Source organism: Pseudomonas sp. W3I7, assembly GCF_030816095.1.
Taxonomy (GTDB): Bacteria; Pseudomonadota; Gammaproteobacteria; order Pseudomonadales; family Pseudomonadaceae; genus Aquipseudomonas; species Aquipseudomonas salomonii.
Genome location: NZ_JAUSXP010000001.1, coordinates 771,338 through 796,710 on the forward strand (window position 1 = coordinate 771,338; position 25,373 = coordinate 796,710).

Annotated in this window: 26 protein-coding genes, 1 tRNA gene, 1 rRNA gene and 1 pseudogene; 26 read left to right on the plus strand and 3 right to left on the minus strand. The window is 58.9% G+C overall.

Features of this window, described 5'->3' with window-relative positions; all coding sequences use genetic code 11:
* The first annotated feature begins 117 nt into the window (after nt 1-117).
* Nucleotides 118-233: ribosomal RNA gene (gene rrf / locus QF043_RS03665) — 5S ribosomal RNA — on the plus strand.
* A 102-nt stretch (nt 234-335) separates the two neighbouring features.
* Here the strand turns inward: rrf and QF043_RS03670 are convergent.
* Together QF043_RS03670 and QF043_RS03675 are read right to left on the minus strand one after the other, a co-directional pair.
* On the minus strand, nt 336-830 hold the full coding sequence (locus tag QF043_RS03670; protein ID WP_307417552.1) for a GNAT family N-acetyltransferase: 495 nt from the start codon (nt 828-830) through the stop codon (nt 336-338).
* Between the two features lie 395 nt (nt 831-1,225).
* Nucleotides 1,226-1,310: transfer RNA gene (locus tag QF043_RS03675), tRNA-Leu, on the minus strand.
* A gap of 108 nt (nt 1,311-1,418) precedes the next feature.
* Here QF043_RS03675 and queA point away from each other — a divergent pair.
* From queA to QF043_RS03705, 6 genes are all read left to right on the plus strand, one after another.
* Nucleotides 1,419-2,483, plus strand: coding sequence for a tRNA preQ1(34) S-adenosylmethionine ribosyltransferase-isomerase QueA (gene queA / locus QF043_RS03680; protein ID WP_307417553.1), 1,065 nt, complete (start codon nt 1,419-1,421; stop codon nt 2,481-2,483).
* Between the two features lie 5 nt (nt 2,484-2,488).
* A complete protein-coding gene (gene tgt, locus QF043_RS03685; RefSeq protein WP_003175976.1) occupies nt 2,489-3,604 on the plus strand; it encodes a tRNA guanosine(34) transglycosylase Tgt in 1,116 nt (371 codons plus the stop codon).
* A 43-nt stretch (nt 3,605-3,647) separates the two neighbouring features.
* Nucleotides 3,648-3,986 carry a preprotein translocase subunit YajC gene (yajC, locus tag QF043_RS03690; protein ID WP_003175975.1) on the plus strand — a complete coding sequence of 113 codons (339 nt, stop codon included), beginning with the start codon at nt 3,648-3,650 and terminating at the stop codon, nt 3,984-3,986.
* 62 nt (nt 3,987-4,048) lie between these two features.
* A complete protein-coding gene (gene secD, locus QF043_RS03695; protein ID WP_305455479.1) occupies nt 4,049-5,920 on the plus strand; it encodes a protein translocase subunit SecD in 1,872 nt (623 codons plus the stop codon).
* Nucleotides 5,921-5,929: 9 nt separating this feature from the next.
* Complete coding sequence (secF, locus tag QF043_RS03700; protein ID WP_056858739.1) at nt 5,930-6,844, plus strand: protein translocase subunit SecF; 915 nt, start codon at nt 5,930-5,932, stop codon at nt 6,842-6,844.
* Between the two features lie 123 nt (nt 6,845-6,967).
* A complete protein-coding gene (locus tag QF043_RS03705; protein ID WP_017135941.1) occupies nt 6,968-7,510 on the plus strand; it encodes a glycine zipper 2TM domain-containing protein in 543 nt (180 codons plus the stop codon).
* A gap of 89 nt (nt 7,511-7,599) precedes the next feature.
* Here the strand turns inward: QF043_RS03705 and suhB are convergent, their stop codons facing one another.
* Entirely contained in the window at nt 7,600-8,415 is an 816-nt protein-coding gene (suhB, locus tag QF043_RS03710) for an inositol-phosphate phosphatase (protein ID WP_003175971.1), read from the minus strand.
* Between the two features lie 145 nt (nt 8,416-8,560).
* Here suhB and trmJ point away from each other — a divergent pair, with 145 nt between their 5' ends.
* The 19 genes and pseudogenes from trmJ (at nt 8,561) to der (ending at nt 25,341) form a co-directional block, all read left to right on the plus strand.
* On the plus strand, nt 8,561-9,331 hold the full coding sequence (gene trmJ / locus QF043_RS03715) for a tRNA (cytosine(32)/uridine(32)-2'-O)-methyltransferase TrmJ (protein WP_003210307.1): 771 nt from the start codon (nt 8,561-8,563) through the stop codon (nt 9,329-9,331).
* A gap of 2 nt (nt 9,332-9,333) precedes the next feature.
* Nucleotides 9,334-10,119: a serine O-acetyltransferase gene (gene cysE, locus QF043_RS03720; RefSeq protein ID WP_307417554.1), complete on the plus strand. Its 786-nt coding sequence runs from the start codon at nt 9,334-9,336 to the stop codon at nt 10,117-10,119.
* Nucleotides 10,120-10,418: 299 nt separating this feature from the next.
* Nucleotides 10,419-10,910, plus strand: a complete 492-nt coding sequence (iscR, locus tag QF043_RS03725) for a Fe-S cluster assembly transcriptional regulator IscR (protein WP_003194020.1) — start codon at nt 10,419-10,421, stop codon at nt 10,908-10,910.
* A 50-nt stretch (nt 10,911-10,960) separates the two neighbouring features.
* Nucleotides 10,961-12,175 carry an IscS subfamily cysteine desulfurase gene (locus QF043_RS03730; RefSeq protein ID WP_017135944.1) on the plus strand — a complete coding sequence of 405 codons (1,215 nt, stop codon included), beginning with the start codon at nt 10,961-10,963 and terminating at the stop codon, nt 12,173-12,175.
* A 99-nt stretch (nt 12,176-12,274) separates the two neighbouring features.
* Nucleotides 12,275-12,661: a Fe-S cluster assembly scaffold IscU gene (gene iscU, locus QF043_RS03735; protein ID WP_003175965.1), complete on the plus strand. Its 387-nt coding sequence runs from the start codon at nt 12,275-12,277 to the stop codon at nt 12,659-12,661.
* 28 nt (nt 12,662-12,689) lie between these two features.
* On the plus strand, nt 12,690-13,013 hold the full coding sequence (gene iscA, locus QF043_RS03740; RefSeq protein WP_003209680.1) for an iron-sulfur cluster assembly protein IscA: 324 nt from the start codon (nt 12,690-12,692) through the stop codon (nt 13,011-13,013).
* Between the two features lie 8 nt (nt 13,014-13,021).
* Entirely contained in the window at nt 13,022-13,543 is a 522-nt protein-coding gene (hscB, locus tag QF043_RS03745; protein ID WP_017135945.1) for a co-chaperone HscB, read from the plus strand.
* A gap of 51 nt (nt 13,544-13,594) precedes the next feature.
* Nucleotides 13,595-15,457 (plus strand): Fe-S protein assembly chaperone HscA, encoded by a 1,863-nt coding sequence (hscA, locus tag QF043_RS03750; protein WP_307417555.1) that lies wholly within the window; start codon nt 13,595-13,597, stop codon nt 15,455-15,457.
* Between the two features lie 3 nt (nt 15,458-15,460).
* Nucleotides 15,461-15,802 carry an ISC system 2Fe-2S type ferredoxin gene (gene fdx, locus QF043_RS03755; RefSeq protein WP_015885743.1) on the plus strand — a complete coding sequence of 114 codons (342 nt, stop codon included), beginning with the start codon at nt 15,461-15,463 and terminating at the stop codon, nt 15,800-15,802.
* A gap of 14 nt (nt 15,803-15,816) precedes the next feature.
* Nucleotides 15,817-16,017 (plus strand): Fe-S cluster assembly protein IscX, encoded by a 201-nt coding sequence (iscX, locus tag QF043_RS03760; protein ID WP_032890702.1) that lies wholly within the window; start codon nt 15,817-15,819, stop codon nt 16,015-16,017.
* A 92-nt stretch (nt 16,018-16,109) separates the two neighbouring features.
* Complete coding sequence (gene ndk, locus QF043_RS03765) at nt 16,110-16,535, plus strand: nucleoside-diphosphate kinase (RefSeq protein ID WP_003175956.1); 426 nt, start codon at nt 16,110-16,112, stop codon at nt 16,533-16,535.
* Between the two features lie 29 nt (nt 16,536-16,564).
* Nucleotides 16,565-17,713 carry a 23S rRNA (adenine(2503)-C(2))-methyltransferase RlmN gene (rlmN, locus tag QF043_RS03770; RefSeq protein WP_017135948.1) on the plus strand — a complete coding sequence of 383 codons (1,149 nt, stop codon included), beginning with the start codon at nt 16,565-16,567 and terminating at the stop codon, nt 17,711-17,713.
* Between the two features lie 12 nt (nt 17,714-17,725).
* Entirely contained in the window at nt 17,726-18,484 is a 759-nt protein-coding gene (gene pilW, locus QF043_RS03775) for a type IV pilus biogenesis/stability protein PilW (protein ID WP_305455467.1), read from the plus strand.
* Entirely contained in the window at nt 18,484-19,485 is a 1,002-nt protein-coding gene (locus tag QF043_RS03780) for a RodZ family helix-turn-helix domain-containing protein (protein ID WP_307417556.1), read from the plus strand. The genes pilW and QF043_RS03780 overlap by 1 nt, the downstream gene beginning before the upstream one ends.
* Before the next feature lie 2 nt (nt 19,486-19,487).
* Entirely contained in the window at nt 19,488-20,597 is a 1,110-nt protein-coding gene (gene ispG / locus QF043_RS03785) for a flavodoxin-dependent (E)-4-hydroxy-3-methylbut-2-enyl-diphosphate synthase (RefSeq protein WP_056858733.1), read from the plus strand.
* 21 nt (nt 20,598-20,618) lie between these two features.
* The gene (gene hisS / locus QF043_RS03790) at nt 20,619-21,908 is read left to right on the plus strand and encodes a histidine--tRNA ligase (RefSeq protein WP_060754314.1); all 1,290 of its coding nucleotides are present in this window, start codon (nt 20,619-20,621) and stop codon (nt 21,906-21,908) included.
* Nucleotides 21,909-21,973: 65 nt separating this feature from the next.
* On the plus strand, nt 21,974-22,591 hold the full coding sequence (locus tag QF043_RS03795; protein WP_305460159.1) for a tetratricopeptide repeat protein: 618 nt from the start codon (nt 21,974-21,976) through the stop codon (nt 22,589-22,591).
* The gene (bamB, locus tag QF043_RS03800; RefSeq protein ID WP_056858730.1) at nt 22,584-23,735 is read left to right on the plus strand and encodes an outer membrane protein assembly factor BamB; all 1,152 of its coding nucleotides are present in this window, start codon (nt 22,584-22,586) and stop codon (nt 23,733-23,735) included. The genes QF043_RS03795 and bamB overlap by 8 nt, the downstream gene beginning before the upstream one ends.
* 135 nt (nt 23,736-23,870) lie before the next feature.
* Nucleotides 23,871-25,341: pseudogene (gene der, locus QF043_RS03805) on the plus strand (ribosome biogenesis GTPase Der).
* Nucleotides 25,342-25,373 lie beyond the last annotated feature (32 nt).

Consider the following 25,373-nt stretch of genomic DNA (forward strand, 5'->3'; position numbering starts at 1 on the left):
TTGCGGTGTGTGAAGACGAGATGAACCGAAAGTTCGACGCTCACAAAACACCGAAAGCTATCACATACCCAATTTGCTGAAGCGAAGCCAGCTGGCTACGACTCAGTACCCGAATTTCTTGACGACCATAGAGCATTGGAACCACCTGATCCCATCCCGAACTCAGTAGTGAAACGATGCATCGCCGATGGTAGTGTGGGGTTTCCCCATGTGAGAGTAGGTCATCGTCAAGATTAAATTCCGAAACCCCTGATTGCTAACGCAATCAGGGGTTTTGTTTTGGGCGGTCGAAAACAGCAACTCACTTCGCGTGCAGTCTCGGACGGGGTGCCGTATCAAGAACCGTCTGGTTGCTCTAAATCAACGGCGTTGCGGTTAATCCGGACATAGTAATTATCGAATTCACCGCTTTCGACGAACACAAAACCGTGGCGAGTGTAAAAACGATTTGAAGCGCTTTCCTTCAAGGCACCAACTCTGATCGGGCGCCCGATCTCGTCAGCCTCTCTGAAAATCTGAGTAAGAACCTCGGAGCCGATTCCTGCTCCTTGAGCGCTGGGGATCACATACAAGTGGTCAAGCAGAAGTTCGTCCTGATGGTCTTTGATAACGACGAAACCGACCAGGTCGCCTGCTACTTCTATGCGCCGTGTGCTGCTGGCGTCAAACCCGCCAAGAAATCGTTCGCGCGCACGATCGGGGTTAAATCGTCCAAGCCGTTCAAGGCTTTCGCGCATGGCCTCAATTCTGATGGATACCAGATCTTCCAGGTCGTTATTGGTAGCTGCGCATAAAACGACAGCGCAGTTGTGATCGGTGGAGGCTGGCATAACAAGCACCCTAGGCATGGCTGGTTAGCCATCATAGAGAAAAGAGTTCGTAGAACCACTACGCATCGGCTTGCTGGACGCGATCGCCCCCTATCGGCTCAGAGGCTGTCTATGGGCGTCAATCACGTTGAAGGGTTCAGGGTGTGCAGAGTGTCTGCCACGCGCCTTATGGCTCGCCTGGTGCTTATCCTGCGTCCTTAATTGTGCGGTATGCCTCACCCTGTAAGGCCGATCACGCGCACATCAACGTTGCCGTCGGGCAGGGCTTGTTCGCGCCACAGGAATACAACGAATAAGGGGATACAAAGGTAGATCGCCAGGCACAAAAAAACCGGCTCAAGTGGCCGGTTTCTCTGCTGCTGAAAGCCTGGTAGAGACTTTCAGATACTGCTATATGGTGCCCCGAGGGAGACTCGAACTCCCACTCCTTTCGAAAACGGATTTTGAATCCGCCGCGTCTACCAATTCCGCCATCAGGGCTCAATGGCGGCGAAGTATAGAGATGAGATTACCGTTGGTCAATCACGTTTCATGGTCAATTTTCACTATTTCCGCTAGACTTCCCGGCCCTGCTAGACGAACCCCATCATGCGCGTTGCTGACTTTACTTTTGAGCTCCCTGATTCGCTGATCGCTCGCCACCCTTTGGCCGAGCGTCGCGCCAGTCGACTGCTGACCCTGGACGGGGTGAGCGGTGCCCTTGCACACCGTCAATTCACTGATTTGCTTGAGCATTTACGCCCAGGCGATTTGATGGTGTTTAACAATACCCGGGTGATTCCGGCACGGCTGTTTGGCCAGAAAGCGTCCGGCGGCAAGCTGGAAATTCTGGTGGAACGGGTGCTGGACAGCCATCGCGTGCTGGCCCATGTGCGCTCCAGTAAGTCGCCGAAACCCGGCTCGAGCATCCTCATCGATGGCGGTGGCGAAGCCGAGATGGTTGCGCGCCATGATGCGTTGTTCGAGCTCAAGTTTGCCGAAGAAGTGTTGCCGCTTTTGGAGCGTGTCGGCCATATGCCGCTGCCTCCTTATATCGACCGCCCCGACGAAGACTCGGACCGCGAGCGCTACCAGACGGTGTACTCCCAGCGCCTGGGCGCCGTGGCCGCGCCAACGGCCGGCCTGCACTTCGACCAGCCGCTGCTGGATGCGATTGCCGCCAAGGGTGTCGAAAGCGCTTATGTGACCCTGCACGTGGGGGCCGGCACGTTTCAGCCGGTGCGTGTGGATAACATCGAAGACCACCATATGCACAGTGAATGGCTGGAAGTCAGCCAGGAAGTCGTGGATGCGGTGGCTGCGTGCAAGGCGCGTGGCGGTCGTGTTGTGGCGGTGGGCACCACCAGCGTGCGCTCGTTGGAGAGTGCCGCGCGCGATGGTGTGCTCAAGCCGTTCAGTGGCGATACCGATATCTTTATTTTTCCGGGCCGGCCGTTCCATGTGGTCGATTGCCTGGTGACCAATTTTCATTTGCCGGAATCCACGCTGTTGATGCTGGTGTCGGCCTTCGCGGGTTATCCCGAAACAATGGCGGCGTATAACGCCGCCGTCGATAATGGATACCGTTTTTTCAGCTACGGTGATGCGATGTTTATCACCCGTAACCCTGCGCCGACTGCTCCTAAAGAAGCGGGCCATGAGGAGCAACTATGAGTCGTATGTCGTTTGAATTGTTGGCCACCGATGGCAAGGCTCGTCGTGGTCGCCTCACGTTCCCGCGTGGCACCGTCGAAACCCCGGCCTTCATGCCTGTGGGCACTTACGGCACGGTAAAAGGCATGCTGCCGCGCGACATCGTCGCCACTGGCGCCGAGATCATCCTGGGCAACACCTTCCACCTGTGGCTGCGCCCGGGCACGGAAGTGATCAAGAAGCATGGCGACCTGCATGACTTCATGAAGTGGCAAGGCCCGATCCTCACCGACTCCGGTGGTTTCCAGGTATTCAGCCTGGGTGCCATGCGCAAGATCAAGGAAGAGGGCGTGACGTTCGCCTCGCCGGTGGACGGTTCCAAAGTGTTCATGGGCCCTGAAGAGTCGATGCAGGTACAGCGTGATCTTGGCTCCGACATCGTGATGATTTTTGACGAGTGCACGCCGTACCCTGCGGACGAAGACGTGGCACGCATCTCCATGGAGTTGTCGTTGCGTTGGGCTCAGCGCTCGAAAAACGCCCACGGCGATAACACCGCTGCGCTGTTCGGTATCGTCCAGGGTGGCATGCACGAAAGCCTGCGCAAGCGCTCGCTGGAAGGCCTCGACAAAATCGGCTTTGACGGCCTGGCCATCGGCGGTCTGTCGGTGGGTGAGCCCAAGCACGAGATGATCAAGGTGCTGGATTACCTGCCGGGTCTGATGCCCGCTGACAAACCTCGTTACCTTATGGGCGTTGGCAAACCGGAAGATCTCGTAGAGGGTGTGCGCCGCGGTGTGGACATGTTCGATTGCGTGATGCCAACCCGTAATGCCCGCAATGGGCATCTGTTCATCGATACAGGCGTGCTGAAGATCCGTAACGCGTTCCATCGCCATGATGATTCGCCGCTCGATCCCACCTGTGACTGCTACACCTGCCAGAACTTCTCGCGTGCTTATCTGCACCATCTGGACAAGTGCGGGGAAATGCTGGGTAGCATGTTGAATACCATCCACAATTTGCGTCACTACCAAGTCCTGATGGCTGGTTTGCGCGAGGCTATTCAACAGGGTACATTGGCCGCCTTCGTCGATGCCTTCTATGCCAAGCGCGGGCTCCCTGTGCCGCCCTTGGACTGAGTTTTCCGACCCTAAGATTCACTATTTGCAACTGGAGTGCTAAATGAGCTTTTTTATCTCTAATGCCATGGCTGACGCCGCTGCGCCTGCCGCTGCCGGCCCTATGGGCGGTGGTTTCGAGTGGATTTTCCTGGTCGGCTTCCTGGTCATCTTCTACCTGATGATCTGGCGTCCACAGGCCAAGCGCGCCAAAGAGCAGAAAAACCTGCTGGGCAGCCTGCAGAAAGGCGACGAAGTGGTGACCACTGGCGGTATCGCCGGCAAGATCACCAAGGTTTCCGATGCTTTCGTGGTTCTGGAAGTCTCCGACACCGTAGAAATGAAGTTCCAGAAGGGCGCCATCGCCGCCACGCTGCCAAAAGGCACGCTCAAAGCGATCTAAGTAACAACCTTTACCAATCGACGGGGCGCGCAAGGCGCCCCGCGTTATAAGCGGGCGGCGTGATGCTGAACAAATACCCTCTGTGGAAATACGTACTGATCCTGGCGGTGCTGGCGATCGGTTTTATTTATTCCGCTCCCAATCTTTATCCTGATGACCCTGCGATCCAGATCACTGGCGCCAGCACTACGCTGCAGGTCAATCAGGCTGACTTGGACCGTGCGAGCAAAGCGCTCACCGACGCCGGTATCCAGGTAAAAGCGGCAACCCTGGCGTCTGATGCGAAAGGCGGTTTGTTGCGCCTGACCAAGGCCGAAGACCAATTGCCGGCCAAAGACGTCGTGCGCAAGGCCATGGGTGACGACTACGTAGTCGCGCTCAACCTGGCACAGACCACGCCGAAATGGCTGCGCAGCATTGGCGCGCACCCGATGAAGCTGGGTCTGGACTTGTCCGGTGGTGTGCACTTCCTGCTGGAAGTCGACATGGACAAAGCCCTCGACGCACGCCTAAAAGTCTACGAAGGCGACGTGAAGAGCCTGCTGCGCAAAGAGAAGGTGCGTTATCGCAGCCTGCCGCAGCTCAACGGTGCCATCCAGCTGGGCTTTTCTGATGAAGCGACCCGCGAACAGGCCCGTGCCCTGGTGCGCAAGAACTTCAATGATTTCGACATCGTGCCGGCTGACCTGAATGGTCAGGCTGTACTGCGTTTGGCGATGAGCCCGGCCAAGATCGCGGAAATCCGCGAATACTCCATCAAGCAGAACTTGACCACGGTCCGTAACCGCGTCAACGAGCTGGGTGTGGCTGAACCGATCGTGCAGCGTCAAGGTGCCAACCGCATCGTGGTTGAACTGCCAGGCGTACAAGATACCGCTGAAGCCAAGCGTATCTTGGGTAAAACCGCCAACCTGGAATTCCGTCTGGCGGCTGAGCCGGGTGCGACTCGTGCGACTGCCGAAGAATTCGAGTTCCGCGAAGGCAATCGTCCTCCAGCGCTGATCGAGCGTGGCTTGATCATCACCGGTGATCAGGTGACTGACGCCAAGGCGGGTTTCGATTCGCAGCACGGTACTCCGGAAGTGAACATCCGTCTGGATGGCCATGGCGGTGACCTGATGAGCCGCGCCACGCGCAGCAACGTCGGTCGCAGCATGGCGGTGATCTTCATCGAGCAACGCCCGGTCACCACCTACACCAAACAAATGGTCGACGGTGTCGAGAAAGACGTGCCGGTGCAGACCTTCAAGGAAGAGAAGAAGATCATCAGCCTGGCGACCATCCAGTCGCCGCTGGGTGCTCAATTCCGCATCACTGGCCTGAATGGCCAGGGCGAGTCGTCCGAGCTGGCACTGCTGCTGCGTGCGGGTGGCCTGGCGGCGCCGATGTACTTCGCTGAAGAACGCACCATCGGCCCGAGCCTGGGTGCCGACAACATCACCAAGGGGGTCGATGCAGCCTTGTGGGGCATGCTGTTCGTATCCCTGTTCATCATCGCCATCTATCGCTTCTTCGGTATCATCGCCACCGTGGCCCTGGCGGGCAACATGGTAATGCTGCTGGCACTGATGTCGCTGTTGGGTGCAACGCTGACCCTGCCAGGTATCGCCGGTATCGTACTCACCATGGGTATGGCGGTAGACGCCAACGTACTGATCTTCTCGCGGATTCGTGAAGAGATCGCGGCGGGCATGACCGTACAACGTGCAATCAACGAAGGCTTCGGCCGGGCATTTACCGCGATTCTCGACTCCAACCTGACCACTCTGCTGGTCGGCGGGATTCTCTTTGCCATGGGCACCGGCCCCGTCAAAGGTTTTGCGGTGACCATGTCCCTCGGTATCTTTACCTCGATGTTCACGGCCATCATGGTGACCCGCGCAATGGTCAACCTGATCTTTGGCGGACGTGACTTCAAGAAGTTGTGGATTTAAGGGGCTGCCATGTTACGTACAATCAACTTCATGGGCGTTCGCAACATTGCGTTCGGCGCCACAGTGCTCCTTACCGTTCTGGCGTTGTTCAGCTGGTTCCATAAGGGCCTGAACTACGGTCTGGACTTCACCGGTGGTACGCTCATCGAGCTGACCTACGAGAAGCCGGCCGACGTTACCCTGGTGCGCAGCGAGCTGGTCAAGGCCGGCTATCACGAAGCCATCGTGCAGAGCTTTGGTGCTACCACCGACCTGCTGGTGCGTATGCCGGGCGAAGACCCGCAGTTGGGTCATCAGGTAGCCGAAGCCTTGCAGAAGGTCGGCGGTGACAACCCGGCGTCGGTCAAGCGTGTCGAGTTCGTAGGCCCGCAGGTGGGTGAAGAGCTGCGCGACCAAGGCGGCCTCGGCATGCTGATGGCGTTGGCCGGCATCATGGTCTACCTGGCGTTCCGCTTTCAGTGGAAGTTCGGCGTCGGCGCGATTGTGTCGCTGATCCACGACGTTATCGTCACCGTGGGTATCCTGGCGTACTTCCAGATCACCTTCGACCTGACGGTGTTGGCGGCGGTGTTGGCGATCATTGGTTACTCGCTCAACGACACCATCGTGGTATTCGACCGGGTTCGTGAGAACTTCCGCGTACTGCGCAAGGCCACGCTGATCGAGAACATCAACATTTCCACCACCCAGACTCTGCTGCGGACCATGGCGACGTCGATCTCCACCTTGCTGGCGATTGCTGCGCTGATGATCTTCGGTGGCGACAACCTGTGGGGCTTCTCCCTGGCGCTGTTCATCGGCGTTCTGGCGGGTACCTACTCGTCGATCTACATTGCCAACGTGGTGCTGATCTGGCTGAACCTCAACAGCGAAGACTTGATCCCGCCTGCCGCTACCGGCAAGGAGGTCGACGACCGTCCTTGATGGGCGATCGTTGATGCGCTGTTACAAATAAGGCACGAGTATTGAACTCGTGCCTTTTTTTTTGCTCCAAGGCTGGGTATAGCGCGGACGTTTCGGTCCGCTTGTGATGGTCAGGAGGTTCACGTGAACAAGTCGTTACTGGTTGGTGCGGTATTGGGTGCTGTCGGTGTGACTGCCGGGGGTGCTGTTGCCACCTACAGCCTGGTAAAAAGCGGCCCTGAGTATGCGCAAGTGCTGGCAGTGCAGCCGGTGAAAACCCAGATCAAAACCCCTCGTGAGGTCTGCAAGGACGTCACCGTGACCCGGCAGAAGCCGGTGCAGGATCAACATCAAATCGTCGGCACCGTGGTCGGTGCGCTGGCCGGTGGCCTGTTGGGCAACCAGGTCGGTGGTGGTAATGGCAAGAAGCTGGCTACTGTAGCCGGTGCGGTTGGTGGCGGTTACGCCGGTAACAAGGTGCAGGAAGGTATGCAGAACCGCGATACCTATACCACCACGCAGCAGCGTTGCAGCACGGTCAACGATATCAGTGACAAGGTTGTGGGTTATGACGTGCGCTACAACCTGGATGGCAAAGAAGGTTCCGTGCGTATGGACCGTGATCCGGGCGGCCAGATTCCAGTGGATAAGGAAGGTCGTCTGATCCTGGGTCAGAACCAGCAGTAAGGCTGGCATCAATCCAAGTGTGGGAGCTGGGATACCAAATCCCAGGCAAAAAAAAGCACCCCTCGGGGTGCTTTTTTGTGCTCGCTCGCTTAACGCTTCAGCGAAGCCGGCAGGTGCGGCTGGATCGCCGTCAGTACTGCCTTGAAGCATTTGGTGTTGCCGGCAACTACGTGGCCTTTCTCCAGGAAGTCGTGACCACCGGTGAAGTCGCTCACCAGGCCGCCAGCTTCCTGGATCAGCAGGGCGCCTGCAGCCATGTCCCACTCGGACAGGCCCGACTCCCAGAACGCATCAAAACGACCGGCGGCAACATACGCCAGGTCCAGGCTGGCAGCACCGGCGCGGCGGATGCCAGCGGTCTGGCCAACCAGGGCGCGGAACATGCCCAGGTAGTTTTCCAGGTTGTCCATCTGGTCGTCACGGAACGGGAAGCCAGTGCCCAGCAGGGCGCCGTCCAGGCTGGTACGGCCGCTGACACGCAGGCGACGACCGTTCAGCTGGGCGCCACGGCCACGGCTGGCGGTGAATTCTTCCTGGCGAACCGGGTCGAGTACGACGGCGTGTTCAAGGCGGCCACGGTATTTGCAGGCAATGCTGACTGCAAAGTGTGGGATGCCGCGCAGGAAGTTGGTGGTGCCGTCCAGTGGGTCGATGATCCACAGGTAGTCTTCGCCTTCGCCGCTGCCTTTGTGCAAGCCGGTTTCTTCACCGAGGATGCCGTGGGTAGGGTAGGCCTTGCGCAGCGCGTCGATGATTTTTTGCTCAGCGGCGCGATCCACCTCGGATACATAATCCTTGGCGTCTTTTTCGTCGACCTTGATGGTATCCAGGCGCTCGATGGAGCGGAAGATCAATTCACTGGCGCTGCGGGCGGCGCGCAGCGCGATATTCAGCATGGGCTGCATGGATGTGTCACCTAAGGTTGTTAAAGAAAGCCGGGCATTCTAGCAGAAACTTTCTTCAGGTGAAGGACGACGTTAGCTTTCATGGCATAACCTTAGGCTGTTCTGTAAGATTTGCTCCCCTTTCCTGTGTCCGAGAGCGCCTCCCTTGCTGCAAAACATCCGTGTCGTCCTCGTCAATACCAGTCATCCCGGCAACATCGGCGGGGTGGCGCGAGCCATGAAAAACATGGGGCTGACGCGCCTGGTGCTGGTCGAGCCGCGTGTGTTCCCGCACCACGAGGCCGATGCCCGCGCATCCGGCGCCAATGACATCCTTGAAAAAGCCCAGGTCGTCGCCACCTTGGAAGACGCCTTGGTCGGCTGCAACCTGGTGCTCGGCACCAGCGCCCGCGACCGTCGAATCCCCTGGCCATTGCTGGACCCGCGTGAGTGCGGCACCAAAGTGGTGGAGGAGGCTGCGGGTGGTGCAGAAATCGCCTTGGTGTTTGGTCGTGAAGATTCCGGCCTGACCAACGAAGAGCTGCAGCGATGTCATTACCACGTGCACATTCCATCAGACCCTGAGTTCAGCTCGCTGAACCTCGGGGCAGCGGTGCAGGTGTTGAGTTACGAAGTGCGCATGGCCTGGCTGGCTGCTGAAGGCCAGCCGAGCAAGGTCGAGAAGGATGAAGTGGCATCGACCAAAAGTGGCGAGCTGGCCACCATGGACGAGCTGGAGCGATTCTATGAGCACCTGGAGCAAACCCTGGTGGCCATCGAATTCCTCGACCCGGAAAAGCCACGGCACTTGATGGCACGCCTGCGTCGCTTGTACGGCCGTAGCTCGGTCAGCCGGGCAGAAATGAACATATTGCGTGGCATCCTCACGGAAACCCAGAAAGCGGCCCGTGGTGAGCTTCTTAAGCGGAAGGATTAAAAATGTTCGAGCGTTTGCGAGAAGATATCCAGAGTGTTTTCCACCGTGACCCGGCGGCGCGCAACGCCTTTGAAGTGCTGACCTGCTACCCGGGCATGCACGCGATCTGGATTCACCGCCTGTCCGGTGTCCTGTGGAGCATGGGCTGGAAATGGCTGGCGCGGCTGGTGTCGAACTTTGGGCGCTGGTTGACCGGAATCGAGATTCACCCGGGCGCCAAGGTCGGTCGTCGCTTCTTTATCGACCATGGCATGGGCATCGTGATTGGCGAAACCGCCGAAATCGGTGATGACGTGACGCTGTATCAGGGCGTGACCTTGGGTGGCACGACCTGGAATAAAGGCAAACGTCACCCGACACTGGGCGATGGCGTCGTGGTAGGGGCGGGCGCCAAGGTGCTTGGCCCGTTCACTGTCGGCGCCGGTGCCAAGGTGGGCTCCAATGCGGTGGTGACCAAGGCCGTGCCACCTGGCGCGACGGTGGTGGGTATTCCTGGGCGCATCATCGTCAAGCCGGAACTCGGCGACGAGCAGGAGGCCAAGCGCAAAGCCATGGCCGAGAAGATCGGTTTTGATGCCTATGGTGTCAGCGAAGACATGCCCGACCCGGTGGCGCGTGCCATTGGTCAGTTGCTCGACCACCTGCAGGCCGTGGATGGCAAGCTGGACGGTATGTGCGGCGCATTGAAGGAACTGGGCAGCAGCTACTGCGCAAAAGACCTGCCTGAGCTGCGCGAAGAAGACTTCGCCGAGATCAAGGTGGAAGCTGGCACCACCAAGGCTGGCTAAATCTTAAGCTCGATAAAACCTTCTGTGGGAGCTAGCTTGCCTGCGATAGCGGTCTGCCAGCTCATTTAGGGGGTGCTGACCCACCGCTATCGCAGGCAAGCCAGCTCCCACATTTGGCTTCCATTGGTCTTGAGATTGGGTCGTGGCCCGGTTCCCGCTGTTCGTCCCCACCCCACCCTGCTATTATTTGCGCGCCCTTTTTACGGGTAATCCTGACTAAAGTACTAGGTCTTATAGTTGACTTAAATACTCGGGAATCGCATACTTGCTCCCATTCTGAAACACCTTGGTACTTGTCCATGAGACTGACTACAAAAGGCCGATACGCGGTGACCGCCATGCTTGACCTGGCCTTGCACGCGCAAACTGGGCCGGTGTCCCTGGCCGATATCTCCGAGCGCCAAGGCATTTCCCTGTCCTATCTCGAGCAACTGTTCGCCAAATTGCGCCGCAGCAACTTGGTTTCCAGCGTGCGTGGGCCGGGTGGCGGCTATCAATTGTCCCGCGATATGCAGGGCATTCAGGTAGCGCAGGTGATCGACGCGGTTAACGAATCCGTCGATGCCACCAAATGCCAGGGTTTGGGTGACTGCCACGCCGGCGACACCTGCCTGACGCATCACTTGTGGTGTGACTTGAGCCTGCAGATCCATGAGTTTTTGAGTGGTATCAGCTTGGCTGATCTTGTGACTCGCCGTGAGGTACAAGAAGTAGCCCAGCGTCAGGACCAGCGCCGTTGCAACACCAAGGCGCCGCGTCTGGACAAGATTGAAGCGTCCGCCGTCGAGTGACAGCCGAAGAGCTAACGGCACGCCAGCCAGCCTGATTTAGGAGAAAGTCCATGAAATTGCCGATTTACCTTGATTACTCAGCGACCACCCCGGTTGATCCGCGTGTCGCGCAAAAGATGAGCGAGTGCCTGCTGGTTGACGGAAACTTCGGCAACCCAGCCTCCCGTTCCCACGTATTCGGCTGGAAAGCCGAGGAAGCGGTTGAGAACGCTCGTCGCCAAGTCGCCGACCTGGTGGGCGCCGACCCACGGGAAATCGTCTGGACCTCCGGTGCTACCGAGTCCGACAACCTGGCAATCAAGGGGGCGGCGCATTTCTACGCGACCAAAGGCAAGCACCTGATTACCACCAAGATTGAGCACAAGGCTGTCCTCGACACCATGCGCCAACTGGAGCGTGAAGGTTTCGAGGTCACCTACCTTGAGCCAACCACCGACGGTATCGTCACCCCGGCCATGATCGAAGCGGCCCTGCGTGAAGACACCATCCTGGTTTCGGTGATCCACGTGAACAACGAAATCGGCACCATCAACGACATCGCAGCCATTGGCGAGCTGACTCGCTCCAAAGGCATTCTGCTGCACGTCGACGCTGCTCAGTCCACCGGCAAGGTCGACATCGACCTGTCCAAGCTGAAAGTCGACCTGATGTCGTTCTCTGCCCACAAAACCTACGGCCCTAAAGGCATCGGCGCGCTCTACGTGAGCCGCAAGCCTCGCGTGCGCATCGAAGCGACCATGCACGGCGGCGGTCACGAGCGCGGCATGCGTTCGGGCACCCTGGCCACTCACCAGATCGTCGGCATGGGCGAAGCTTTCCGTGTAGCCAAAGAAGACATGGCGGCCGAAAACATTCGCATCAAGGCCCTGAGCGATCGCTTCTACAAGCAGGTCGAGAACCTTGAAGAGCTGTACATCAATGGCAGCATGACCGCCCGTGTACCGCACAACCTGAATTTGAGCTTCAACTACGTCGAAGGCGAGTCGCTGATCATGGCGCTCAAGGACCTGGCGGTTTCGTCCGGTTCGGCCTGCACCTCGGCGTCCCTTGAGCCTTCGTACGTTCTGCGCGCCCTGGGCCGCAACGACGAACTGGCACACAGCTCGATCCGCTTTACCTTCGGCCGCTTCACCACCGAAGAGCAAGTCGACTACGCCGCGCAGAAAGTCTGCGAAGCCGTCAACAAGCTGCGCGTTCTGTCGCCGCTGTGGGACATGTACAAAGACGGTGTCGATATCTCCAAGATCGAGTGGGCGGCACACTAACTATAGAAGCCGCCACCCAAGCTCTGTAACAACGTGGCGGAAAACGCAGGCGTTTTTACAGGGTTCCAGAGCGGCCCTGATGAGTGAGGATTCAGTACCATGGCTTACAGCGAAAAGGTCATCGACCACTACGAAAACCCGCGCAACGTCGGCAAGATGAACGCGGAAGACCCTGATGTCGGCACCGGCATGGTCGGCGCTCCGGCGTGCGGCGATGTGATGCGCCTGCAGATCAAGGTCAACGACGCTGGCGTTATCGAAGACGCCAAGTTCAAGACTTACGGCTGCGGTTCCGCCATTGCCTCCAGCTCCCTCGCTACCGAGTGGATGAAAGGCAAGACTCTGGATGAGGCTGTCACCATCAGCAACACCCAGCTGGCCGAAGAACTGGCCCTGCCGCCAGTGAAAATTCACTGCTCCGTACTCGCAGAAGACGCCATCAAGGCGGCCGTTCGCGACTACAAGCAGAAGAAAGGCTTGATCTAAGCATTTGGCGACGAGTAAGGAGTCAACGATGGCTATCAGCATGACAGAAGCGGCTGCGCAGCACATTCGCCGCTCCCTGAATGGGCGCGGTAAAGGTGAGGGGATTCGTCTGGGTGTTCGCACCACGGGCTGTTCCGGCCTTGCCTACGTGCTGGAGTTTGTCGACGAGGTGGTTGAGGAAGACCAGGTGTTCGAAAGTCACGGCGAGAAAGTGATCATCGACCCTAAAAGCCTGACTTACCTGGACGGCACCGAACTCGATTTCGTCAAGGAAGGGTTGAACGAAGGCTTCAAGTTCAACAACCCCAACGTGCGCGGTGAATGTGGCTGCGGCGAAAGCTTCAACATCTGAGGCTATTCGTGGGTACTCCTTGTCATTTCGCTTTATTCGAGCTGCAGCCGAGCTTTCGGCTGGACCTTGAGCAGCTTGCCACGCGCTACCGAGAGTTGGCGCGTGGGGTGCATCCGGACCGCTTTGCTGACGCTTCCGAGCGTGAGCAGCGCCTGGCGCTGGAGCAATCGGCCAGCCTCAACGAAGCCTATCAGACGCTGAAAAACCCGCCCAAACGCGCGCGCTACCTGCTCGCGTTGAACGGTGGTGAGTTGCCGATCGAAGTCACGGTGCACGACCCGGACTTCCTGATGCAGCAGATGCAGTGGCGCGAAGAACTCGAAGACTTGCAGGACGAGGCTGATATAGCCGGTGTCGCGGTCTTCAAGCGTCGTCTGAAAACGGCCCAGGATGAGCTCAACGAAAGCTTCGCAGCCTGTTGGGATGATGCAGCGCAACGTGAGCAGGCCGAACGCCTGATGCGGCGCATGCAGTTCCTCGACAAGCTCACCTACGAAGTGCGCCAGCTAGAAGAGCGCCTCGACGATTAACCCAGTGCTGCCCGTGATGCACGCCTGATAGACAGATAAGACCTGATTACCATGGCCCTACTGCAAATCGCCGAACCCGGCCAAAGCCCTCAACCGCACCAGCGTCGCCTGGCGGTCGGGATTGACCTGGGCACCACCAATTCCCTGGTTGCTGCCTTGCGCAGCGGCCTGTCCGAGCCGTTGCCCGACGCTAATGGCCAGGTGATCCTGCCCTCCGCTGTGCGTTATCACGCTGATCGCACTGAAGTCGGTGAGTCGGCCAAGTTGGCGGCGTCCAGTGACCCATTGAATACCGTGCTGTCGGTTAAACGCTTGATGGGGCGCGGTCTGTCCGACGTCAAGCAATTGGGCGAGCAGCTGCCGTACCGCTTTGTTGGCGGCGAATCCCATATGCCGTTCATCGACACGGTCCAAGGCCCGAAAAGCCCGGTGGAAGTGTCGGCCGATATCCTCAAGGTGCTGCGTCAGCGCGCAGAAAATACCCTGGGTGGCGAACTGGTCGGCGCAGTGATCACCGTTCCTGCCTATTTCGATGACGCACAGCGTCAAGCCACTAAAGACGCGGCCAAGCTCGCCGGTCTGAACGTGTTGCGCTTGCTCAACGAGCCGACCGCAGCCGCGGTGGCCTATGGTCTGGACCAGCACGCTGAAGGCCTGGTGGCAATTTATGACCTAGGCGGCGGCACCTTTGATATTTCGATCCTGCGCCTGACCGGCGGTGTGTTTGAAGTGCTGGCCACCGGTGGCGACAGCGCCCTGGGTGGCGACGACTTTGACCATGCCATTGCCGGCTGGATCATCACCAGCGCCGGTTTGTCGGCTGACCTGGACCCGGGCGCGCAGCGCAATCTGCTGCAAACCGCCTGTGCGGCCAAGGAAGCACTGACGGATGCTGATTCTGTTGAAGTCTCCTACGGCAGCTGGTCGGCGCAACTGACTCGCGAAGCCTTTGATGCGCTGATCGAACCGATGGTCGCCCGCAGCCTCAAAGCCTGCCGTCGTGCGGTGCGTGATTCCGGTATTGAGCTCGAAGACGTGGCCGCAGTGGTTATGGTCGGCGGTTCGACGCGCGTCCCACGCGTTCGCGAAGCAGTTGCCGAAGCGTTTGGCCGCCAGCCGCTGACGGAAATCGACCCGGACCAAGTAGTCGCCATCGGCGCCGCTATCCAGGCCGACACGCTTGCCGGTAACAAGCGCGATGGTGGCGAACTGCTGCTGCTCGACGTGATCCCGCTGTCCCTGGGGCTGGAAACCATGGGCGGCCTGATGGAGAAGGTGATTCCACGCAATACCACCATCCCCGTCGCACGCGCCCAGGATTTCACCACGTACAAAGATGGCCAGACGGCCATGATGATTCATGTGCTGCAAGGCGAGCGCGAATTGATCAGTGACTGCCGCTCCCTGGCGCGCTTTGAACTGCGCGGCATTCCGGCGATGGTGGCCGGTGCGGCGAAAATTCGCGTGACCTTCCAGGTCGACGCCGATGGCCTGCTCAGCGTAGCTGCGCGTGAACTGGCCTCGGGCGTTGAAGCCAGCATTCAGGTCAAGCCGTCCTACGGCCTCACCGACGGCGAAATCGCCAAAATGCTCAAGGATTCGTTCCAGTATGCCGGTGACGACAAGGTCGCCCGCGTACTGCGCGAGCAGCAAGTCGATGCCCAGCGCCTGCTCGAAGCCGTGCAGGGCGCCCTGGAAGCCGACGGCGAGCGTTTGCTGGATGCTGAAGAGCGCATGGTTATCGACCTGCAAATGCAGGAACTGGCTGAATTGATGAAAGGCAACGATGGTTACGCCATCGAGCAGCAAACCAAGCGCCTGTCGCAAGTGACTGATGCCTTTGCCGCCCGCCGCATGGATCAGACGGTGAAAGCCGCACTGGCCGGGCGCAACCTGAATGAAATCGAGGAATAATTAATGCCGCAGGTCATTTTTCTGCCACACGCTGAGCATTGCCCGGACGGTATGGTTGTGGAGGCTGAGACCGGCAAGTCCATCCTCGAAGTTGCCCATGACAACCACATCGAGATCGAAAGCGCCTGCGGCGGTGTCTGCGCCTGCACGACCTGCCACTGCGTAATTCGCGAGGGCTTCAACTCTCTCGAAGAAGCGGATGAGCTGGAAGAGGACTTTCTGGATCGCGCCTGGGGCCTTGAAGCGACGTCTCGCCTAAGCTGTCAGGCAAAGGTCGGCACGGAAGACATTACCGTCGAAATTCCGAAATATTCCCTCAACCATGCGGCCGAAGCGCCGCATTGATTCAAGGAAATGTCATGAGCCTGAAATGGGTTGATGTACAAGAAATCGCTATACAACTTGCGGAAGCTCATCCTGAGGTCAATCCTCTTACCGTGAACTTCGTCAAGTTGCGCGACCTCGTAATGGCACTGCCGGAATTTGACGACATCCCTGACCGGGGTGGCGAAAAGGTTCTGGAGGCGATTCAAGGCCTGTGGATCGAAGAAGCAGACTGAGCCGCCTTTTTACGCAGTTAGGCAATACCCAATAACCCGCGTATAATTCGCGGGTTTAATTTTTCGTAAATTACCGTTTCTGGAGTTACACCATGGCTGTTCAACGTACTTTCTCCATCATCAAGCCTGACGCTGTTGCAAAAAACGTCATCGGCGAGATCACCACTCGTTTCGAAAAAGCCGGCCTGAAGGTTGTAGCTTCGAAACTCAAGCAACTGTCCAAAGCTGAAGCTGAAGGCTTCTACGCTGAGCACAGCGCTCGTGGCTTCTTCGGCGACCTGGTTGCCTTCATGATCTCCGGCCCTGTTGTTGTTCAGGTTCTGGAAGGCGAAAACGCTATCGCTCTGAACCGTGAGCTGATGGGCGCTACCAACCCTAAAGAAGCAGCTGCCGGCACTATCCGTGCTGACTTCGCTGAGTCCATCGACGCCAACGCTGTTCACGGTTCGGACTCCGAAGCCGCTGCTGCTCGCGAAATCTCGTACTTTTTCGCTGCTACTGAAGTAACCGCTCGCTAAGCATCGGCTTAAAGGGTGAGGGTGAATCCATGACTACATCGACTGTTAAAACCAACCTGCTGGGTCTGACTCAACAGGAAATGGAAAAATTCTTCGACTCAATCGGGGAGAAGCGTTTCCGTGCCGGTCAGGTAATGAAGTGGATTCACCACTTTGGTGTCGACGATTTCGACGCCATGACGAACGTCAGCAAGGCCCTGCGCGACAAGCTCAAGGCCATTGCCGAGGTCCGCGGTCCCGAGGTTGTCAGCGAGGACATCTCCACCGACGGCACCCGTAAGTGGGTGGTGCGCGTGGCGTCCGGCAGCTGCGTCGAGACCGTCTACATTCCCCAGGGCAAGCGCGGCACTTTGTGCGTTTCGTCCCAGGCAGGCTGTGCCCTGGACTGCAGTTTCTGCTCCACCGGCAAGCAAGGCTTCAATAGCAACCTCACTGCCGCCGAAGTGATCGGCCAGGTGTGGATTGCCAACAAATCCTTTGGCAGCGTCCCGGCAACCGTCGACCGTGCCATCACCAACGTGGTGATGATGGGCATGGGTGAGCCGCTGCTGAACTTCGACAACGTCGTTGCCGCCATGCATTTGATGATGGACGACCTGGGTTACGGCATCTCCAAGCGCCGTGTGACCCTGTCGACCTCCGGCGTGGTGCCGATGATCGATGAGCTGGCCAAGCACATCGACGTCTCCCTGGCGTTGTCTTTGCACGCACCCAATGACGCATTGCGTAACCAATTGGTGCCAATCAACAAGAAGTATCCGCTTAAGATGCTGCTCGAATCTTGCCAGCGCTACATGGCGACCTTGGGCGAAAAGCGCGTGTTGACCATTGAGTACACCATGCTCAAAGACATCAACGACAAAGTTGAGCATGCGGTCGAGATGATCGAGCTGCTCAAGAACACCCCGTGCAAGATCAACCTGATTCCGTTTAACCCGTTTCCCCATTCTGGCTACGAGCGGCCGAGCAACAACGCCATCCGCCGTTTCCAGGATCAACTGCACCAGGCCGGCTACAACGTTACTGTGCGCACCACCCGTGGTGAAGACATCGACGCCGCCTGTGGCCAACTGGTCGGGCAAGTGATGGATCGCACCCGCCGCAGTGAGCGTTATATCGCCGTGCGCGAACTTAACGCCGCCGAAGATTTGCCGCAAATTGCTGTGAATCGAATCTGAGAGAGGACCTCTATGCCCTTGCGCCTCGCGCTGCTGTTGCTTTTCACCGGTCTGATGGCCGGTTGTGTTTCATCGGGCCATGACAGCCCCATGCAAACCGGCAAAGGCCGTGACGAGGCGCGAATTGCCTATGTGCAATTGGGCTTGGGTTATCTGCGCCAGGGCATGAGCGAGCAGGCCAAGGTGCCGTTGAAAAAGGCGCTGGAACTGGACGGCGATGATGCCGATGCCAATGCCGCACTGGCCCTGGTGTTCCAGGCTCAGGCTGAGCCTGAACTGGCCGAGGCGTATTTTCACAAGGCCCTGGCCGCACGTCCTGCCGACCCTCGGCTGCTGAACAACTACGGCAGCTTCCTGTTTGCGCAGCAACGTTATGAGCAGGCGTCCCGTTATTTCCAGCAAGCCAGCGCTGATAGCCTTTATCCTGAGCGTTCGCGCGTGTTCGAGAACCTTGGGGTGACCTCGATACGCATGGGCCAGCGCGACAGCGCCCGCCAGCAACTGGAAAAAGCCCTGCACCTGAACAGTCGCCAGCCACGGGCGTTGCTCGAAATGGCTGAGTTGTCTTACGAAGACAGGCATTATGTGCCGGCACGTGACTTTTACGAGCGTTTTAGCCTGCTCAGCGGGCAAAATGCACGTAGTCTATTGCTCGGTGTGCGCCTGGCGACGGTTCATGAAGAACGCGACACGGCTGCACAGTTTGGCCAGCAACTCGAACGACTCTATCCCGGTACGCCGGAATATCAGCAATACCTGTCGGAGCAATGATGAAAGCGGCGCACCCGGAAGTTGTAGCAGCTAATCGCGTAAACCCAGGCGAGACCTTGCGTCAGGCCCGCGAAAGCAATGGTTGGTCGCTGGCAGAAGTGGCCCTCAAGCTCAATTTGACCGCCACGTCCCTGGGCAACCTGGAAGCCGGCGCGTTCGACAAGCTGCCTGGGCATACCTTCGCCCGCGGCTATATCCGCGCCTACGCCAAATTGCTGGGCATCGACCAGACTGTATTGGTCCAGGCGTTCGACCAGTTCACCGGCACCGACTCTCAGGGCAGTAACGTGCATGGCCTGGGCCGCATCGAAGAGCCGGTACGGGTTTCCCACACGATTTTGCGGATTGTCAGCCTGTTGCTGCTGATTGCGGTGGTCGGTGGCGGTTTCGTCTGGTGGCAAGACCAGGCCTCCCAACGCACCAAGGACCTGACCAGCAACGCCATGGAGCACGTCGAAGTCGAAAGCGCCGACGGCACCACCCAGATCCACCCGCTCGATGAGCCGGAAGACCAGGCGGTTGCTCAAGGGCAGGCCGCCTCGGAAGTGCCGGCTGCCACTGAGCAACCGGCTCCGGAAGCGGGCACTGCACCTGCTGCCACCGCTGCTGTGCCGGCTCCAACCGTACCGGCTGCCCCGGTTGCCCAGGCGCATACGCCAGCTGCTCCGGCTACTCCGACGCAGGCTCCAGCGACCAACGCACCCGTGGCCCCGGCCCCGGCTGCGATTTCGCCTCCCACCACCCCGGCATTGATCGCCGGCGACGGGCATATCCAGATTACCTTCATCGCTGACTGCTGGACGCAAGTTACCGATGGCAATGGCAAAGTGCTGTTTAGCGGTCTGAAGCGTAAGGGAGATACACTTGACCAAGGCGGCAAGCCTCCTTTGACGCTGCGTCTGGGCTTTGCCCGTGGCGCGCAAGTGGCCTACAACGGCCAGCCTGTGGACGTGGCGCCGTTCACCAGTGGCGAGACCGCTCGCCTCAAGTTGGGACAATAGTCATGCACGGCGAATCTCCAATCAAACGTCGCGTATCGCGCAAGATCTGGGTCGGCTCGGTGCCGGTAGGTGGCGATGCCCCTATCGCAGTGCAGAGCATGACCAACAGCGACACCAATGATGTGGCCGCAACTGTCGCCCAGATCAACCGTCTGGAAGCCGCCGGCGTAGACATCGTGCGTGTTTCCGTGCCGGACATGGACGCTGCCGAAGCCTTTGGCCGCATCAAGCAACTGGTCAAGGTACCGCTGGTCGCCGACATTCACTTCGACTACAAGATCGCGCTGCGTGTGGCCGAGCTGGGTGTGGACTGCCTGCGCATCAACCCGGGCAATATCGGTCGCGAAGACCGTGTGCGCGCGGTGGTTGATGCAGCGCGTGATCGTGGCATTCCCATCCGCATCGGCGTCAACGCCGGTTCCCTGGAAAAAGACCTGCAGAAAAAGTACGGAGAACCGACCCCGGCCGCGCTGGTTGAGTCGGCATTGCGCCACGTTGAACACCTTGAGCGCCTGAATTTCCAGGACTTCAAGGTCAGCGTAAAGGCCTCCGACGTGTTCATGGCGGTAGAAGCCTACCGCTTGCTGGCCAAGGAAATCGTGCAGCCGCTGCACCTGGGTATCACTGAAGCGGGCGGTTTACGCTCAGGCACAGTGAAATCTGCGGTGGGTCTCGGTATGCTGCTCGCCGAAGGGATTGGCGATACTATCCGCATCTCCCTGGCGGCAGACCCCGTAGAGGAAGTGAAAGTCGGCTACGACATTCTCAAATCCCTGCGTTTGCGTTCCCGTGGCATCAACTTCATTGCCTGCCCGAGCTGCTCGCGGCAGAACTTCGACGTGGTGAAAACCATGAACGACCTGGAGTTGCGCCTCGAAGACCTGCTGGTGCCGCTGGATGTGGCGGTGATCGGGTGTGTGGTCAATGGGCCGGGTGAAGCCAAGGAAGCCCATGTGGGCCTGACTGGCGGTACACCGAACCTGATTTACATCGACGGCAAGCCGTCGCAGAAACTGACGAATGAGAATCTCGTGGATCATCTGGAAAAGCTGATCCGCGAGAAAGCAGCTGAAAAGGTTGCGGCTGACGCAGCGCTGATCGCGCGCGGCTAAGAACGAATTTAAGGATTAGATGTGAGCAAGTCTCTGCAAGCCATTCGTGGCATGAACGACATCCTGCCGGAGCAGACGCCACTGTGGCGCTACTTCGAGAGCACGGTCGCGCGCCTGCTGGATAACTACGGTTACAAGCAGATCCGCATGCCGATCGTCGAGTTCACCGAGCTGTTCAAGCGCTCCATCGGTGAAGTAACCGACATCGTCGAAAAAGAGATGTACACCTTTGAAGATCGCAACGGCGACTCCCTGACCCTGCGTCCGGAAGGCACCGCTGCGTGCGTGCGCGCGGTACTCGAGCATGGCATCACTGGTGGTGGCCAGACCCAGAAGCTGTGGTACATCGGCCCGATGTTTCGCCACGAGCGCCCCCAGAAAGGCCGCTATCGCCAGTTCCACCAGATCGGTTGCGAAGTCTTCAACCTGGACGGTCCGGACATCGATGCCGAGCTGATCGTATTGACCTGGCGCCTGTGGGGCCAACTGGGCATCCGCGATGCGGTCAAACTTGAACTCAACAGCCTGGGCACCAGTGAATCCCGGGGCCGCTATCGCGAAGCCCTGGTCGAGTACCTGTCCGCCCACCTGGACAAGCTGGACGAAGACAGCCAGCGCCGTCTGAAAACCAACCCGCTGCGTGTTCTGGATACCAAGAACGCCGACACCCAGGCCGTACTGGTCGACGCGCCGAAAATGGCCGACTACCTGGACGACGAATCCCGCACGCATTTCGAGGGGCTCAAGGCTCGCCTGGATGCGGCCGGTATTCCTTATGTGATCAATCCCAAGCTGGTGCGTGGTCTCGACTACTACAGCAAGACCGTGTTCGAGTGGGTCACCGACAAACTCGGCGCCCAGGGCACCGTGTGTGCCGGTGGTCGTTACGACGGCCTGGTCGAGCAAATGGGCGGCAAGCCGACCACGGGCGTAGGTTTCGCCATGGGCATCGAGCGGCTGATCCTGCTGCTGGAAACCCTGGAGCAAATCCCGGAAGAAATCTCCCGTCAGGTGGACGTGTACCTTTGCGCCTTTGGCGAGGCCGCCGAACTGGCAGCCTTGGCCCTGAGCGAAAAAGTGCGCGACCAACTGCCGAACCTGCGCCTGCAGATCAATGCCGGCGCCGGCAGCTTCAAGAGCCAGTTCAAGAAGGCCGACAAGAGCGGCGCGCTGTATGCGCTGATCCTCGGCGATGACGAGCTGGCCCAGCAAGTGATAGGTTTCAAACCCCTGCGTGGCCAGGGCGAGCAACAGAACATTGCCTTTGATGCGCTCGCCGCGCACTTGGCCACCTGCGTCGTGCAGGGTTGAAGCTGTCGAACAGCCGAATTTAGCGATTAAGGAGTATTGGGGTGTCGAGTACTGATGATGAGCAAATGGCCGAGTTCAAGGACTGGTGGCAGCGTAACGGCAAGCCCCTGGTTACTGGCGGTCTGCTGGCTTTAGTGGTGGTGTTCGGCTGGCAAGCCTGGCACAAATATCAGGCCAACCAGTCTCAAGGCGCCTCGATTCTCTATCAGCAATTGCTGGAAACCACCCTGACGCCGGACGGCAAGCCTGATCCAGCCCAAGTGGCGGACCTTGCCGGCAAGCTGAAAAACGAATTTGGCGGTAGCACCTACGCCCAGTACGGCAGCCTGTTCGTCGCGAAAGTGGCGGTCGACACCGGCAAGCTGGATGACGCAGCCACTGAGCTGAAGGCTATCGCCGACAAGCCGAGCAACCCGACCCTGGGTGAAATCGCACGTCAGCGCCTGGCTCAGGTATTGGCGGCACAGAACAAGGCTGACGAAGCACTCAAACTGCTCGACGGCGATGCTGACAAGGCATTTGTGGCCACTCGTGAAGAGCTCAAGGGCGACCTGTTGGTCCAATTGGGTCGTACCGACGAAGCCCATGCTGCGTACCAAAAAGCCAAGGCGGCGCTGTCTGATGAAGCGGCAGTCGGTGGCTTACAAATCAAGCTGGACGACTTGGCCAAAGGGGATGCGTGACGTGATCCGTTGGAAACATGCAGCATTGCTGGCTCTGGCCGTTCTGGCCGCGGGTTGCAGCAGCAACAGTAAAAAAGAACTGCCTCCTGCCGAGCTGACCAGCTTCAAGGAAGAAGTGGTCCTGCAAAAGCAGTGGAGCCGCTCCGTCGGTGATGGCCAGGGCGACCTGTACAACCTGTTGCAGCCGTCGATCGACGGCGACAACATCGTGGCCACTGACTCCACTGGCGTTGTCATGGCCATGGATCGCATGAATGGCGACGTGAAGTGGAAGAAAGACCTCGAACTGCCGGTTTCCGGTGGTGTAGGTGTCGGCTACGGCATGGTGCTGATCGGTACGCTCAAGGGCGACGTGGTGGCTCTGGACTCGGCAACGGGTGAAGAGAAATGGCGCGCTCGCGTGACCAGTGAAGTGCTCGCAGCGCCGGCTACCAATGGCGACGTGGTCGTAGTGCAGACCCAGGATGACCGTGTAATCGGTCTGGATGCCGCCACCGGCAACCAGCGCTGGTTGTACGACAGCACCCCGGCGGTGTTGACCCTGCGCGGTACCAGTGGTCCGATTGTGACCAACAACCTGGCCGTTGCTGGCCTGTCGACCGGTAAAGTGGTCGCCCTGGACACCCAGAACGGCGTGCCGGCCTGGGAAACCCGTGTGGCTATCCCGCAAGGTCGCTCCGAACTGGACCGCGTAGTGGACATCGACGGTGGCCTGCTGCTGTCGGGTGAAACCATTTACGTGGCCACCTACCAGGGCCGCGTTGCGGCGCTGGACCTGCAAAGCGGCCGCATCAACTGGCAGCGTGATGCTTCCAGCTACGCCGGTGTCGCCCAAGGGTTTGGCAGCGTCTACGTAAGCCTCGCTTCCGGCACTGTTGAAAGTGTCGACGAGCGTTCCACTACTGCACTGTGGAGCAACGACTCCCTGGCTCGCCGTCAGTTGTCGGCACCGGAAGTGTTCTCCAGCTACGTAGCGGTAGGTGACTTCGAAGGTTACCTGCACCTGCTGAGCCAGGTAGACGGTCGTTTTGTCGGCCGCGAGCGTATCGACAGCGATGGTCTGCGTGCGCGTCCGCTGGTTGTGGGTAACATGCTTTACGTGTTTGGCAACAGCGGCAAGCTGGAAGCCCTGACCATCAAGTAAGCAACTATGCTTGGGGTAAAACCCAGGCGGCCCCGCTTCGGCGGGGCATGCGGCATTTGACTATGCTGCCCCGAGCACCAGCCGCTGCCTTGCAGCGGCTTTTGTATTTTCTGAAATAACGAAGTGGAGAGCCGCATGGTTCCCGTAATCGCCCTGGTGGGCCGACCTAACGTCGGCAAGTCCACCTTGTTCAACCGCCTGACCAGGACTCGTGACGCCATCGTTGGCGACTTGTCCGGTCTGACCCGTGATCGCCAATACGGTGAGGCAAAGTGGCAAGGGCGCTCCTACATTATTGTCGACACCGGTGGTATCTCCGGTGACGAGCATGGCATGGACGAAAAGATGGCCGAGCAGTCGCTGCTCGCGATCGAAGAAGCCGATGTCGTGTTGTTCCTGGTGGACGCCCGTGCGGGCTACACCGCTGCCGACCAGATGATTGGCGAGCACCTGCGCAAGCGCAACAAGCGTTCCTATCTGGTCGCCAACAAGATCGACAACATCGATCCTGAGGCGGCCCGTGCCGAATTCAGCCCGATGGGCCTGGGCGATGCAATCCCGGTCGCCGGTGCCCACGGTCGCGGCATCACCCAGATGCTGGAAATCGCTCTGCGCGATTTCCCCAAGGATGACGAAGAGGAAGAAGAGGGCGAGGAAGAAATCGTTGCCGAAGGTGAGGAAGCCAAGCGCATTCCTGGCCCGAGCGAAAAAGACGGTATCAAGATCGCCATCATCGGCCGCCCGAACGTCGGCAAGTCGACCCTGGTTAACCGCATGCTCGGTGAAGACCGGGTCATCGTGTATGACCAGCCGGGCACCACTCGCGACAGTATCTACATCCCGTTCGAACGTAACGACGAGAAGTACACGCTGATCGACACCGCCGGTGTGCGCAAGCGCGGCAAGATCCACGAGGAAGTTGAAAAGTTCTCGGTGGTCAAAACCCTGCAGGCGATCAAAGACGCCAACGTGGTGATCTTCGTGATGGACGCCCGTGAAGGCGTGGTGGACCACGACCTCAACTTGCTCGGCTTTGCCCTGGAAGCCGGTCGTGCCCTGGTCATCGCGATCAACAAGTGGGACGGCATGACGCCGAGCGAGCGCGATTTCGTCAAGATCGAGCTGCAACGTCGGCTGTTCTTCGTCGAGTTCGCCGATATCCACTTTATCTCGGCACTGCACGGCACCGGCGTGGGCAACCTCTACGCGTCCGTACAGAACTCGTTCAAGTCCGCGGTTACCCGCTGGCCGACCAACCGCCTGACCCAGATCTTGGAAGACGCGGTTGGCGAACACGCGCCACCGATGGTCAACAACCGCCGGATCAAACTGCGTTACGCCCACTTGGGTGGTGCCAACCCGCCGATTATCGTGATCCACGGTAACCAGATCGAGAAGGTGCCCAAGTCCTATGTGCGTTACCTGGAAAAACACCTACCGCCGTGTCTTGAAACTGGTCGGTACGCCGATCCGTATCGAGTTCAAGGGTGGCGAGAACCCATACGAAGGCAACAAGAACACACTGACTGACCGTCAGGTGAACAAGAAGCGTCGTTTGATGACTCACCACAAGAAAGCCGACAAGAAGCGCCGCGACAAGCGCTGATTGAGGTTTAAAAAAGGCGCCGATGGCGCCTT